The organism is Amycolatopsis vastitatis, assembly GCF_002234595.1.
Classification (GTDB): Bacteria; Actinomycetota; Actinomycetes; order Mycobacteriales; family Pseudonocardiaceae; genus Amycolatopsis; species Amycolatopsis vastitatis.
Genome location: NZ_NMUL01000016.1, coordinates 64,666 through 77,559, shown reverse-complemented (window position 1 = coordinate 77,559; position 12,894 = coordinate 64,666). Strand labels below are relative to the sequence as shown.

13 protein-coding genes are annotated in these 12,894 nt (G+C 72.4%); 8 read left to right on the top strand and 5 right to left on the bottom strand.

The genetic code is table 11. From position 1 onward, the window contains the following. Positions 1 to 7: 7 nt before the first annotated feature. On the top strand, positions 8 to 1,054 hold the full coding sequence (locus CF165_RS18430) for an alkene reductase (RefSeq protein ID WP_093948994.1): 1,047 nt from the start codon (positions 8 to 10) through the stop codon (positions 1,052 to 1,054). A 14-nt stretch (positions 1,055 to 1,068) separates the two neighbouring features. Here the strand turns inward: CF165_RS18430 and CF165_RS18425 are convergent, their stop codons facing one another. Both CF165_RS18425 and CF165_RS18420 read right to left on the bottom strand, forming a co-directional pair. Beyond that, the gene (locus CF165_RS18425) at positions 1,069 to 1,407 is read right to left on the bottom strand and encodes a VOC family protein (RefSeq protein ID WP_093948772.1); all 339 of its coding nucleotides are present in this window, start codon (positions 1,405 to 1,407) and stop codon (positions 1,069 to 1,071) included. A gap of 10 nt (positions 1,408 to 1,417) precedes the next feature. Then, positions 1,418 to 1,741, bottom strand: a complete 324-nt coding sequence (locus CF165_RS18420) for a DUF6223 family protein (protein ID WP_093948771.1) — start codon at positions 1,739 to 1,741, stop codon at positions 1,418 to 1,420. A 192-nt stretch (positions 1,742 to 1,933) separates the two neighbouring features. Here CF165_RS18420 and CF165_RS18415 point away from each other — a divergent pair, with 192 nt between their 5' ends. Further along, positions 1,934 to 3,037, top strand: coding sequence for a sensor histidine kinase (locus CF165_RS18415; RefSeq protein ID WP_093948770.1), 1,104 nt, complete (start codon positions 1,934 to 1,936; stop codon positions 3,035 to 3,037). Then, positions 3,034 to 3,690: a response regulator gene (locus CF165_RS18410; protein ID WP_093948769.1), complete on the top strand. Its 657-nt coding sequence runs from the start codon at positions 3,034 to 3,036 to the stop codon at positions 3,688 to 3,690. Before CF165_RS18415 ends, CF165_RS18410 begins: the two co-directional genes overlap by 4 nt. A 7-nt stretch (positions 3,691 to 3,697) precedes the next feature. Here CF165_RS18410 and CF165_RS18405 read toward each other — a convergent pair whose 3' ends face one another. Continuing rightward, positions 3,698 to 4,723 carry a C40 family peptidase gene (locus CF165_RS18405; protein ID WP_093948993.1) on the bottom strand — a complete coding sequence of 342 codons (1,026 nt, stop codon included), beginning with the start codon at positions 4,721 to 4,723 and terminating at the stop codon, positions 3,698 to 3,700. A gap of 81 nt (positions 4,724 to 4,804) precedes the next feature. Here CF165_RS18405 and CF165_RS18400 point away from each other — a divergent pair, with 81 nt between their 5' ends. From CF165_RS18400 to CF165_RS18375, 5 genes are all read left to right on the top strand, one after another. After that, complete coding sequence (locus CF165_RS18400; RefSeq protein ID WP_093948768.1) at positions 4,805 to 5,599, top strand: biotin--[acetyl-CoA-carboxylase] ligase; 795 nt, start codon at positions 4,805 to 4,807, stop codon at positions 5,597 to 5,599. 85 nt (positions 5,600 to 5,684) lie between these two features. Beyond that, positions 5,685 to 6,272 carry a PH domain-containing protein gene (locus tag CF165_RS18395; RefSeq protein ID WP_093948767.1) on the top strand — a complete coding sequence of 196 codons (588 nt, stop codon included), beginning with the start codon at positions 5,685 to 5,687 and terminating at the stop codon, positions 6,270 to 6,272. Beyond that, positions 6,272 to 7,198, top strand: coding sequence for a hydroxymethylglutaryl-CoA lyase (locus CF165_RS18390; protein ID WP_093948766.1), 927 nt, complete (start codon positions 6,272 to 6,274; stop codon positions 7,196 to 7,198). The genes CF165_RS18395 and CF165_RS18390 overlap by 1 nt, the downstream gene beginning before the upstream one ends. A gap of 233 nt (positions 7,199 to 7,431) precedes the next feature. Next, entirely contained in the window at positions 7,432 to 8,403 is a 972-nt protein-coding gene (locus CF165_RS18380) for a TNT domain-containing protein (protein WP_093948992.1), read from the top strand. Further along, positions 8,403 to 8,663 carry a hypothetical protein gene (locus CF165_RS18375; RefSeq protein ID WP_093948765.1) on the top strand — a complete coding sequence of 87 codons (261 nt, stop codon included), beginning with the start codon at positions 8,403 to 8,405 and terminating at the stop codon, positions 8,661 to 8,663. Before CF165_RS18380 ends, CF165_RS18375 begins: the two co-directional genes overlap by 1 nt. A 24-nt stretch (positions 8,664 to 8,687) precedes the next feature. Here the strand turns inward: CF165_RS18375 and CF165_RS18370 are convergent, their stop codons facing one another. Together CF165_RS18370 and hisN are read right to left on the bottom strand one after the other, a co-directional pair. Then, positions 8,688 to 11,948, bottom strand: a complete 3,261-nt coding sequence (locus CF165_RS18370) for a GH92 family glycosyl hydrolase (protein WP_093948764.1) — start codon at positions 11,946 to 11,948, stop codon at positions 8,688 to 8,690. 134 nt (positions 11,949 to 12,082) lie between these two features. Beyond that, complete coding sequence (gene hisN, locus CF165_RS18365) at positions 12,083 to 12,868, bottom strand: histidinol-phosphatase (protein WP_093948763.1); 786 nt, start codon at positions 12,866 to 12,868, stop codon at positions 12,083 to 12,085. Positions 12,869 to 12,894: the final 26 nt, after the last annotated feature.

Genomic DNA, 12,894 nt, shown 5'->3' with positions numbered 1-12,894 from the left:
GGTGACCATGAACCTGCTGACCCCTGCCGACCTGGGCGGCCGGCGCCTGCCGAACCGCGTCGTGCTGGCGCCGACGACCCGGGCGCGTGTCCCGGACGGCGTGCCCGGCGACCTCCAAGCCGCCTACTACGCACAGCGCGCCGGCGCCGGGCTCATCGTCGCCGAAGGTACCTGGGTGAGTGAACGCGCCGCCGGGTTCCTGAACGTCCCGGGGGTGTACACCGAGGCCCAGGTCGCCGGGTGGCGGCGGGTCACGGACGTCGTGCACGCGCTCGGCGGGCGGATCGTGCTGCAGCTGTGGCACACCGGCGCGGTGTCCCATCCGGACTTCCTCGGCGGCGCCCGGCCGGCCGGGCCGTCGGCGGTGAACCCCGGCGAGGAGGTGCACACCGCCGCCGGGCGCCGCCCGACGGTCACTCCGCGCGCGATGAGCGTGGCCGAGATCCGGGCCACCGTCGCGGACTACGGCGTGGCAGCGGAGAACGCCCGCCTCGCCGGGTTCGACGGCGTCGAGGTGGCGGCCAACGGCGTGTACCTGCTCGCGCAGTTCCTGCACCCGCGGCTGAACCGGCGCACCGATGCATACGGCGGTTCCCCGACCAACCGCCGCAGGCTGCTGCTGGAGGTCGTCGACGCTGTCGCCGCCCACAGGCCCGTCGGCGTCCGGCTCTCGCCGTGGTGGACCGGCGGACTGTTCACTGTGGACGGACAGCTCCGCGCCGAGTACGACGACCTGGTCGCCGGGCTCGACGTGGACTACCTGCACCTCCGCGGACCCGACACCGGGCCGGACTTCGCGGCTTTCGCGCACTACCGGGGTTTGTTCGACGGACCGCTGATCGTCAACAACGGCTTCGACCGCGAGTCGGGCGACGCGGTGATCGAAGCCGGGATCGCCGACGCGGTGTCGTACGCGCGGCACTTCGTCGCGAACCCGGACCTGGTGACGCGGTTCGCGCTCGGGCACCCGCTCACGCCGGGCGATCCCGCGACCTACTACGGCGGCGGGGCGGAGGGCTACGTCGAGCCGGCGATGGCGGTGGTGTCCGCGTAGAACGGAACCACGCGCTATTCGTCCCGGCACCACACCGCCAGCTCGCTCCCGCCGGGTTCGCGGAAGTGGAAGCGCCGCCCGCCGGGGAAGGCGAACGGTTCCCTTGTCACCTCACCCCCCGCCGCTTCCACCGCTTCGCGGGCCGCCGCCAGATCGTCCGTGCGGACGGTGAGCAGCGGAGCTGACGGCTGTTCGGCCGGGTCCGCCTGGAACCCCAACGTGAGCCCGGCGGCCCGGACGTCGGTGTAGTCCGGCCCGTACGGCGTCACCGTCCAGCCGAACGCGCGCTCGAAGAACTGCCCGGACGCCGCGGCCGAGCTGGACGGGAACTCGGCGAAGTCGATTTCGTACATGGCCCGGACGCTAGCGGCGACCACCGACAAAACCGCGCGAGCGGGCCATGGCCAGCCCGCCGAGGGCGATGGCCACCAGCCCGATCACGAGCGCCGCGTAACCCCCGACGATCCCGTAGCCGGTGCCGGGACCGCCCTTGGCCGCCGCCACGACCCAGCCGCCGATGAGCACGGCGGCCAGGCCGCCGGCCAGTGCTCCGGCAGCTCCCCGGCCGCGGGCCAGGGCCAGCCCGCCCGCGACCACGCCGGCCAGGCCCAGAACCGCGGCTATCAAGGACCAGAGCCGCCCGGGCGTCAAGTCGTAGGCACTGACGGCGGCGAGGTGAACGGACATGAGGTGCTCCTCTTTCGGCGATCGGACGGCACCGAGCATGTCCGCCGGACCCCGCCGCCGTCGTCGCGCGGGAGCAGACACTTCGCCTTGCCGCGGTTGTCGCAGAAAGCGGGGGACTACCGCGGGTGCGGTAGTCCGGAAATGCTCTGCGTGCGGGAGTTCCCCGCGCGGCTGCCCGGTTAGGGTGCGAGGGTGAGCCGGGCGCGGATCGTGGACGGGGTGATCGCCGTCGGGGTGGCGGCGGCCCTGCTGATCGCCGGGCTGTCCGGGCCGCGCCCCGCGGATTTCGCCGCGCTGGGCTACGCCTTCCTCGTGGCAGGCGGGCTGGCGCTGGCCGCGCGTCGCCGGGCCCCGATCGCCGTGCTGGCGGCGACCGCCGGGTGCGCGCTGGGGTACCAGGCCGCCGGTTTCGAAGTGCCGGTAGTCGCCTACCTGTTCGCCGTGTACGCCGCGGTCCGGACGGGACACCGCGTCGCCGCGGTGGTGGCTTCGGTGCTCATGCTGGCCGGGGTGCCGCTCGCGCTCCTGGCTTCGGGCCTGCACGACACCGGCGAGGCGTTCACGCAGTCGCGGGACGTCCTCCAGCTGGCCTGGCTGATCGCCGCGGGCGCGGCGGGGGAGGCGTTGCGGCAGGCCGAGCGCCGGGCCGACGAGGCCGAGCGCACCCGCGAGGAGACCGCGCGCCGTCGTGCCGACGAGGAGCGGCTGCACATCGCACGGGAGCTGCACGACTCGCTGACCCACCAGATCTCCGTCATCAAGGTGCAGGCCGAAGTCGCCGTCCACTTGGCCCGCAAGCGGGGCGAGGACGTGCCGGAGGCCCTGCTGGCGATCCGGGACGCCGGCCGCGAGGCGGCCCGGGAACTGCGCGCGACCCTGGAAGCACTGCGTGAGGACGACGAGGACCCGCCGCGCGGGCTGGGCGACGTCCCCGAACTCGTGCGCCGGGCGCGCAGCGCGGGCCTGGACGCGCGGCTGACGATCGAGGGCTATCGCGACGACGTGCCCGCCGCGGTGGGCCGGACCGCCTACCGGATCGTCCAGGAGTCGCTGACGAACATCGCCCGGCACGCCGCCGCGGCCACCGCGTCGGTCCGGATCGACCACCGGCCCGGCGCGCTGGTCATCCGGGTCGACGACGACGGCCAGGCCACTGTGGACAGCGTGCCGGTGCCGGGCGTCGGCCTGCTGGGCATGCGGGAACGCGTCACCGCCCTGGGCGGCAGGCTGCTCGCGGAGCCGCGCCGCGAGGGCGGCTTCAGCGTCCAAGCCGAACTGCCCGTGGACCCGGCGTGATCCGCGTCCTGCTGGCCGACGACCAGCCGCTCATCCGCAGCGGGTTCCGCGCGCTCCTCGACGTCGAGGACGACATCGAGGTGGTCGCCGAAGCCGCCGACGGGAGCGAGGCGGTCCGCCTGGCGCGCGACCACCTCCCGGACATCGCGCTCGTCGACGTCCAGATGCCGGGCGTCGACGGCATCGAGGCGACCCGGCGCATCGCCGCGGACCCGGCGCTGACCGCGGTGCACGTCGTCATCCTGACCAACTACGGCCTGGACGAATACGTCTTCGAAGCGCTGCGGGCGGGCGCGGCCGGGTTCCTGGTCAAGGACATCCAGCCGGAGGACTTCCTGCACGCCGTGCGCGTCGCCGCCCGGGGTGACGCGCTGCTGGCGCCGTCGATCACCCGGAAGCTGATCGACCGGTACGTCACCCAGCCGCTCGTCCCCGGCGCGGGGCTCGTGGAACTGACCAACCGCGAGCGCGAGGCCGTCACGCTGGTCGCGCGGGGCCTGGCCAACGACGAGATCGCCGCGCGCATGGTGATCAGCCCGCTGACCGCGAAGACGCACGTCAACCGGGCCATGGTCAAGCTGCGCGCCCGTGACCGCGCTCAGCTCGTGGTGTTCGCCTACGAATCCGGGCTGGTGGCTCCCCGGCCGTCCTGAAACAGGGTCAGGCGGGGCGGCCCGCGCCCGCGTAGTCGTCGCCCCTCGAGTGGTACGTGTGGATCTGGATCGCCTGGCCCTCGGTCGGCGCGTTGATCATCAGGCCGTTGCCGAGGTAGAGCCCGACGTGGTGGATGCGTGTCGCCGGGCTGCCGTAGAACACCAGGTCGCCCAGGCGGGGTTCCTGCGTCGGCGGGACCGGGGGGAGCGCGCGGAACTGGCTGTCCGCCGTCCGCGGCAGGGAGACCCCCGCGCTGTCGTACGACGCCTTCGTCAGCCCGGAGCAGTCGAAACCCGCCGCGCCCGCGTCGGGACCGTTGCCGCCCCAGACGTACGGGAGGCCGAGCTGGCCCAGCGCGAACCGGGTGGCGTGGACCCGCGCCGAACCGGCCGACGCCGGGTCCAGCGAGAGCGTCGCGTAGAGCTGGGCCATGCCGAGGACCCGCTGGCGGAACAGCTCGGTCTCACTGCCCGGGTGGTAGGCGGCGATCGCCTTCCACCAGCCCGGTCCGGCGCCGAGGTCGGTGCCGCTCGCGCAGAGCGCCCGGCCGGCCGCGACCGACGCCGAGTCCGCGTCCGCCGCCTTCTTGGCCTGTGCCGACGGCAGCCCGAGCAGGTTCCCGCCGCCGCGGCCGTGGGCCGACGCCGCCGAGCCCACCCCCGCGAGGGTGACCCACGAAAGGTGGCACGACGGCCGTTCGTTCCGCAGCGCCAGCTCGCCGTTCGCGTAGCCGACCAGCGCGTCCGCCGGGATGTCGAGGGGCCCGGCCAGCTGTTCTGCCCACTGCCGCAACGGGCTCTTGCCGCCCTGGCCGGACGCGCCCTGGCCCGGCTCCTGCGCCTTCACCGGTGCGCTGACCTCGAGGACCGACGGCCCGGCCTGGGCCACCGGGACCGGCACGGGGGCGGGCGGGGGCTCCGGTGACCGGTCGGCCAGCAGCCAGCCCGCGGTGACCAGACCCGCGACGAGCGGCAGCGCGACCAGGCCGCGCAGCGCCGCGCCGCGGGCCCAGGAGGTCGGCTTGGACGTCACGGTGTCCAACTTAGAAGAGCGCACCTCTTACTGAACGACTGAGTAGCTTGCACGTTAGGGGGACTCCCATATGGTGGGCACATGCCTGAGATCGACAGTGCCCGGCTGATGGCGGCACTCGGGGATCGGTACGCGAAGATCGACGTCGTCGAGCGCACCGGCTCCACCAACGCCGACCTGCGGAAAGCCCTCGAAGAGGGTGCTGCCGACCGGACCGTTCTGCTGGCCGAGGAGCAGACCGCGGGCGTGGGGCGACGCGCCCGGTCGTGGAGCTCGCCCAAGGGCGGCCTGTACCTCAGCGTCGCGCTCCGGCCGGGCGTCCCGTTCTCGGCGCTGGGCTCGCTGTCGCTCGTCGCCGGGCTGGCGGTCCGGGCCGCTGCCGCGTCCGTCGGCGTCGACGCCGTGCTCAAGTGGCCCAACGACGTCCTCGTCGACGGTGCCAAGTGCGCGGGGATCCTCGCCGAGGCCGTCGCGGGGACCGAGCCGTCGATCGTGCTCGGCATCGGCCTCAACGTCCTGCCGCTGGGAGACGTCGAGCCGGGCCCGGGCGGGCTGCCCGCGACGTCGCTCGCCGAGCAGGGCGCCACGAACACCGACCGCACCGAGGTCGCCGTCGCACTCCTCACGGAGCTCGACGACCTGGAACGGCGCTGGCGCCTGGCCGGCGGCGACCTCACCGAGGCCGGGCTGCTCGGCGACTACCGCACCCACTGCGCGACCCTCGGTCAGGACGTCGAGGTCCAGCTGCCGGACGGCACCGCGCTGACCGGCCGCGCGGCCGGCATCGACGCCGCCGGGCAGCTGCAGGTCGACATGACGGGCGGGCAGCGGCACACTGTGTTCGCCGGTGACGTGGTGCACGTCCGTCCCGCCTGATTCTTCGGGGCGTTGCGCTCACCGGCCGGGTGTCGCGCCGGTACGGTGAAGCGACACCGCCGCACCGACCTTGGGAGCGTCCGCCGTGGCCTATCCGGACGATTTGCTCAGCGAGCAAGAGCACGTCGTGGTGCACAGTCACCCGCACTTCAAGATGCTGATCTTGCCGACGCTCGCGCTGCTGGTCACCCTGGGCGCGGGCACCTGGCTCGCGATCCTGGCGAAGGACGCCGGCTCGCCGTGGAACTCGGTCGGGCTGATCGCCGTCGGGGTGGTGGCCCTGGTGCTCGTGGTGTGGTTGTTCCTGACGCCGTTCGTGCGCTGGCGGACCACCCACTTCATCGTGACGACCGACCGGCTCATCGCCCGCGAAGGCGTGCTCAAGCGCACCGGCATCGACATCCCGATGGGCCGGATCAACAGCGTCCAGTTCGAGCACGGGCTGCTGGACCGGGTCTTCGGCTGCGGCACGCTGATCATCGAGTCGGCCTCCGACGAGCCGCTGCGGTTCGAGGACATCCCGCACGTGGAGAAGGTGCACACGGTGATCTACCGCGAGGTCAACGACAACCCGTACGACGACTACCGGCCGCGGGCGCAGCAGACCGAGCCCCTGCCTTCCCCGAACCCACTGCCGCCGCAGCACCCGCCGCGTGGCGAACGTCGCCGCTGATGGGCACCCGCGAACTGGGCCTGCCCGAGCGGGTCCCCTCGACAGGCGGACTGCCGGAACGGGTCACGATCTGGGAGGTCGGCCCGCGTGACGGGCTGCAGAACGAGAAGGCGATCGTCCCCGTCGAGGTCAAGCTGGAGTTCCTCGACCGGCTCGCCGGCGCCGGGCTGACCACGCTGGAGGCGACCAGCTTCGTGCACCCGAAGTGGGTGCCGCAGCTGGCCGACGCCGAGGAGCTGCTGGCCCGGCTCGACCGCCGTGAAGGCGTCCGGTACCCGGTCCTGGTGCCGAACGAGAAGGGCCTGAACCGCGCGCTCGAGGCCGGAGTCGAGCACATCGCGATCTTCGCCAGCGCGACCGAGACGTTCGCGCGCAAGAACCTCAACTCGTCGCTGGACGAGCAGTTCGCGATGTTCGAGCCGGTGGTCACGCGGGCCAGCGAGGCGGGCCTGGCCGTGCGAGGCTACCTCTCGATGTGCTTCGGCGACCCCTGGGAAGGCGTCGTGCCGGCGAAGCAGGTCGCCGCCGCCGGCCGCCGCCTGCTGGACATGGGGTGCACGCAGCTGTCGCTGGGCGACACCATCGGCGTCGCGACGGCGGGCCAGGTCGAAAACCTGGTCGGGCTGTTCGGCGATGTCGGTACTTTGGCCGTGCACTTCCACGACACCTACGGTCAGGCTCTGGCGAACACGCTGGCCGCGCTCCGATGTGGAGTGTCGACAGTGGACTCGTCGGCGGGTGGGCTCGGGGGCTGCCCGTACGCCGAGTCGGCCACGGGGAACCTGGCCACCGAAGACCTGGTGTGGATGCTGGACGGCCTCGGGGTGGCCACCGGCGTCGACTTGGACGCGCTGGTGGCGGCCAGCGCCTGGATGGCGGGACAGCTCGGCCGCCCGAGCCCGTCCCGCGTGGTCGCCGCACTGTGACATCCGGGGCTTCGCCCCGGGCCAGGGGCTCCGCCACCCGGAGCCCCCGAAAGGGAACTGTGACATCCGGGGCTTCGCCCCGGGCCGGGGGCTCCGCCACCCGGAGCCCCCGAAAGGGAAACTGACCTCGCCGCGCCGCCGCGGAAGGGGTGCGGTATCAAGGGGGACCGGCAGCGCCGCGGCCGCGTCGAACAGCGTGTGCCCCCGGGCACCGACCGAGCCGGAGGATGGGTGTGACCGAGCCTTCCGAGGCGGGCTCCGAACCGGTCGAGGCCGACCTCGACACCGGGCCGGTGCAGCTGCCCGGGTACGGCCTGGATTCGGGCGCCTTCGAAGAGGCGCCGACTCCGCCCTCGGGCAGCCCCGCGGCGTGGCCGCACGCGGTGTCACCGTTGCTGCCGCCGTTCCCGCTGCCCCCGGCCCCGCCGGCGCCGCCGACGCCCGCGCCACTCCCTCCACCGGTCGCAGGCCCACCGCCGGTGGCGGGCCCGCCACCGAACCCGGGTTCGCCCGCGCCGCTGCCGCCGCTCGGCTCGCCGCGCACCGAGCGGGAGAGCATCGTCGCGCTGTTCCTGGTGCACATGTTCCCGATCGGGCACCTGCCGGTGGCCATGGACCGGCCCGCGCGCCAGCTGCCGCTGCCGGACGACCCGGACGGCTTCGGCCCGAACGACCACCCGGACGCCCGGCTGATCTTCGACGACCAGGCACTGACCAACGTCACCGCGGGCTTCCGCCGCTCGCCGACCGCGCCGCCGCGGCCGGTGCCGCGGCACCTCACCGAGGGGTACGTCCCGTACGCGCGGGCGACGCAGGCCGTGTGGATCCGCCGGTTCGTCGTCGGGCACAGCGACCTGGGCCCCGAATACGCGTGGCCGCCGGGCGAGCAGTTCCCCGAGGGCAGCGTGGACTGGCCCGAGCCGGTGATGGTCCCGGCCGACACGGTCCTCGACCGCTTCGGCCCGGCGTACGGGCGGGTTTTCTTCGAGGACGGCACACCGTTCACGGAACGCTCGCTGCCGCCGGGGATGCTGGACGCCGAGTACCGCCGGTACGTCGTGGTGCGCGCGGTGCCGATGTGGCGGTCGGAGACGGCGAACTGGTTCGGCCAGGTCGGCGGCGGCACCCGGTACCGTGCCCTGCTGGCGGCCGACGAACTCGTGACGCTCGGCTACCTCGCCGAGGCCAAGGGGGAAGACGATTGATGAACACCCAGTCGATCCAGCGGTGGCTCGGCGTGCTGGGCGTGCCGCCCGAGGTCGTCTCGCTCGGCACCGAGGTCGACAACGCCTGGTGCCTGATGCAGGGCGAGGACGAGGCGTGGGAGGTGTTCTGGCGGGAGCAGGGCAACCGCTACGACTGGGCGCGGTTCACCAGCGAGCAGGTGGCGTGCCACTACCTCTTCGGCCGGCTGGCCTGGGCCCAGGTGGCCCGCGGCGCCGTCGGCCTGCTGCCCGGGTCGTGACGAAGCACGACCCGGGCAGGCCGATCAGCTGACCGCGTAGGTGAACACGTGTGCCTGTCCTGAACCGGTCGACGTCGGCAGCGTGATGCTGCGAACCTGCTTCGCCGGGTCAAGGGCGATGGGGGCGGTCGCGAACAGGTACGACGTGTACGGCCGCTGGAGCCGGAACATGTACCTCGGGAACGCCGAATTCACGTACGGCACCGTCGCGACGACCGTGTTCCCGAACTGCGGGGTCTCCGCGCCGCCCTTGAGCAGCCACTCCGACAAGCCGAGCGAACCCTGTTGCGTCGAGCCGTCGGTGTAGGTAACCGTCACCGTGCCCTGGGCGTCGGCGCCGGTCGCCGCGCCGAGGAACGACAGCTTCGTCGAGCCCGACGGGGCGTCGACCGCAAGCGTTTGCCCCGCCGCGATCACGTTGTCCGGCGATCCCGTCGGGCTCGACGGCCAGCGGAACTGCTGGTCGTTGGCCGTCACCGTCGCCCCCGGCGTGATCCCGTGGGACGCGAACCCCTGCGCGGAGTAGGAGAACACGAACCCGCCGGGGTAGAGGTCGGTCTCGCCGAAGTCGCCGAACTGGACGAGCTTGTCGTCCGTGACGCCGACGTTCGTGTTCGCCGCGTGCAGCGTCCCTGGCTTCCCGACGGTCACCGGCAGGTACGCGGGCAGCTGCCCGGTGAACTCCACGGGCACGCTGGTGTACGCGTCGGGCGTCCCGGCCGCGGCGGTGACCTTCACCTGCTGGGTCGCCGAGCCGTGGGCGCCCACGGTGAGCGTGCCGCTCGACGGCGTCACGGTGATCCCGGCCGGCGGCTTCGCCCGCCAGGACACCGTGCCCGCGCCCGTGATGCCTTCGGCGGTCACCGTGGCGGCGGTGGTTCCGCCGGGTGCGACCACGACCCGGCCCGGGCCGACCCGGCCACGCACCGGAACTTCGCCGTCGCGGAACGACGGCGGCGCGTCGGTGGCACCCGAGCCCCACGACGTCGGCGACGCGCCGAGCGTGAAGTCCAGCCGGCCGCCGTTCACCGCGAAGGACTCCGGCAGCCACGGCTTGGTGCTCGGCTGACCGTTCACCTTCAGGCTCTTCACGTACTTCACCGAGCTGGACGCGCCGGGCGCGGTGATCGTGATCCGCTGCCCGCTCGCGCGGGTCAGCGTGATCTTCGGGAACATCGGGCTGGCCAGCACCATCTCCGCGCGTCCCGGTGCTTCCGGGTACATGCCGAGCGCCGCGAACACGTACCACGCCGACGTCGCGCCGAGGTCGTCGTTGCCGGGCAGGCCGTCCTCGGTGGGCTTGAACAGCAGCTCCGCCGAACGGCGCACGATGTCCTGCGTCTTCGACGGCGCACCCGCGTACGCGTACTCCCACGGCACCTCGAACGACGGCTCGTTCGACATGAACGCGTACGGCGAGTTGGCGTCACTGTTCAGCTTCGTGAAGAAGAAGTCGAGACGCTTCTTCACGGCTTCGTCGCCGCCCATCGCGTCGAAGAGGCCTCGGACGTTGTACGGCACCATCCACGTGTACTGCGCCGCGTTCCCTTCCTGGTAACGCATTTCCTGGTACTGCGCGGGATCGAACGGGGAGAGGAACTGGCCGTCGCGCATCCGGGTCTGCAGGTAGCCGGTGGCCGGGTTGTAGACGTTCTCCCAGTACTGGGCGCGGGCCATGAACTGCTGATGTGTCTTCGCGTCGCCGAGCCGCTTGGCCAGCTGCGCGAGCCCGAAGTCGGCGGTCGTCTCTTCGAGCATGTCGGAGACGTTGTTCGGGTGGTAGCCCAGCGTCCGGTAGTCCGACAGGCCGGGCCGTTCGAGCGCGCGTTCCCCGGCCTGCTGGACGCGGGTGGCGCCGTTGACCATGGATTTCAGCGCGTGAGCGGCATCGAAGTCCGTGGCGCCGAAGGCGTACGTGCTGGCGATGATCGAGTGGTACGGGTCGCCGCCCATCACGCCCATGAAGTCGTTGTTCTGCGACCACCGGTCCCAGATCCCGCCCGCCTGGTCCGCCTGGTTGAGCATGGACTGCGCCATGTCGGCGGCCTCGTGCGGGGCGAGCATCGACAGCAGCTGCACCTCGTCGCGGTAGGTGTCCCAGCCGGAGAAGTTCGCGTACTGCGCGTGGCCCGGTTTCGTCCGGTGGATCGCCTTGTCGAAGCCGGGGTAGCGACCGTCCACATCGGAAAAGACGTTCGGCTGCATGAGCGTGTGGTACAGCGCGGTGTAGAACGTCCTGGTCGCCGCGTCGGTGCCGCCTTCGACGGTGATCTGCCGCAGGCGGTCGTTCCAGGTCTGCCGTGCCTTGGCGCGCACGGCGTCGAAGGAGTCGTGGCCCTGTTCCACCGCGGCGTTGAGCCGCGCCCCGGCCGCGTCCACATAGGACAAGCCGACGCGCACCTGGACCGGCTTGGCCGGGTCGAAGGTCAGGTAGGCGCCGGAACCGCCGTCGGGTGTGACGACCTGCTTGTCCCAGGTCGTCTTGCTCAGGTCGCCGCCGCGGGCGCTGGTGCCGCCCGGTGTGACGGTGGCGCTCTGCCAGGTCCCGGACGTCACGAACGGCTGGTCGAAGGACGCGGTGAAGTAGACCTTGTAGGTGTTCGGGCCGCGGCAGAAGTGGCCGCTGGAGACCCAGCCTTCGACCGTCCGCCGGGCGGGATCGACGGTGACCGCGGCATCGTCACTGCCCATTGCGGACTGCGCGACGTCGACGAGCAGTGTCGCTGGGGAGTTCTTCGGGAAGGTGAAGCGGCCCATGCCGGAGCGCTGGGTGGTGGTCAGCTCGGTCGTGATGCCGGAGCCGGTGGTCACCTTGTAGTAGCCGGGCGACGCGGATTCGTCGGCGTGGCTGAAGGTGGGGAAGTACTTCGTCGCGTCGACGGCGGGCGAGGTGGTCAGGTTTCCGGCGAACGGCAGGAACGGGACGTCGCCCGCCGCGCCGCCGCAGCCCGCGCCGTTGAAGTGGGTGATGCTGAAGCCGCGGAGGCGGTTCTCTTCCCAGGCGTAGCCACCGTCGCGGTCGCGGGCGTAGTACCGGCCCTGCCCGGCGGGCGGCTTGGGCTGCAGCGGCGTGTCGGGACTCCACTGCACCATGCCGAACGGGACGTCGGCGCCGGGGAACGTGTCGCCGGCGTAGGTGTTGGTCTCGGGGGTGTCGCCGGCCTTCGCGCCGACGAACGGGTTGACGTAGGCGGCGAGATCTCGGTTCTCGGGTCGGGCGTCGGCCGGGGTGGCCACGGCGGTGACGAGGGGGACGATCAAAGCCGCGGTGACGACTCTGCGCATGCTCTTCCTCCCGGGGTGAGCGGGCCACGGGGTTTGACAACGTTGTCAACGGACCGGGTGACCCGGCGAGCACTGGGAGTGAACCACCGGTGGTTCAGACCGGTCAAGAAGTTCCCGCCGAGCGGCCTACCCGGTTACCGCTTGAGGATCCGCAGGACCTCGTCGTGCAGGCGGCCGTTCGTCGACAAAGCGCTCCCGTTGTCGTAGCGCCCGGCACCGTCCAGGTCGCTGAACCGCCCGCCGGCCTCGGTGACGATCACCTGTGCCGCCGCGACGTCCCACGGGTTCACGATGCACTCGGCGGCGACGTCGAGCGCGCCCTCGGCCACCAGCACGTGGTGCCAGAAGTCGCCGAACGCGCGGGTCTCCCAGCACGCGTCCACCAGGTCCAGGTACTTCTCGCGCGAGTGGTACTCGGTCCACGAGTTCAAGTCCGTTGTGGACAGATAAGCGTCCGAAAGGGACGAAACGCCGGAAACTGACAGGCGGCGCGTGCCGGCGGAGTCGGACGAGAACGCGCCCGACCCGGACGCCGCCCACCAGCGGCGGCCCAGCAGGGGCGCGCTGATCATGCCGACCACCGGGTCACCGTCGGAAACCAGCGCGATCAGCGTCGCCCAGACGGGTACGCCGCGCAGGAAGTTCTTGGTCCCGTCGATCGGGTCGAGCACCCACGCGCGGCCCGTGGCGGCCGAGCCGCCGCGCTCCTCGCCGAGCACGGCGTCGTCCGGACGCGCTTCGGCCAGCACGGAACGGATCGCGTCCTCGACCGCGGTGTCGGCGTCGGTCACCGGGGTGCGATCGGGCTTGCGCTCCACCGCCAGGTCCAGGGCGCGGAACCGCGCCGTCGTGATCGCGTCGGCGGCGTCAGCCAGCCGGGTGGCGAGAGCCAGATCATCTTCGTAGCCAGGCACGGTCACGATGTTTTCACGCCCGCGAGCCGTAG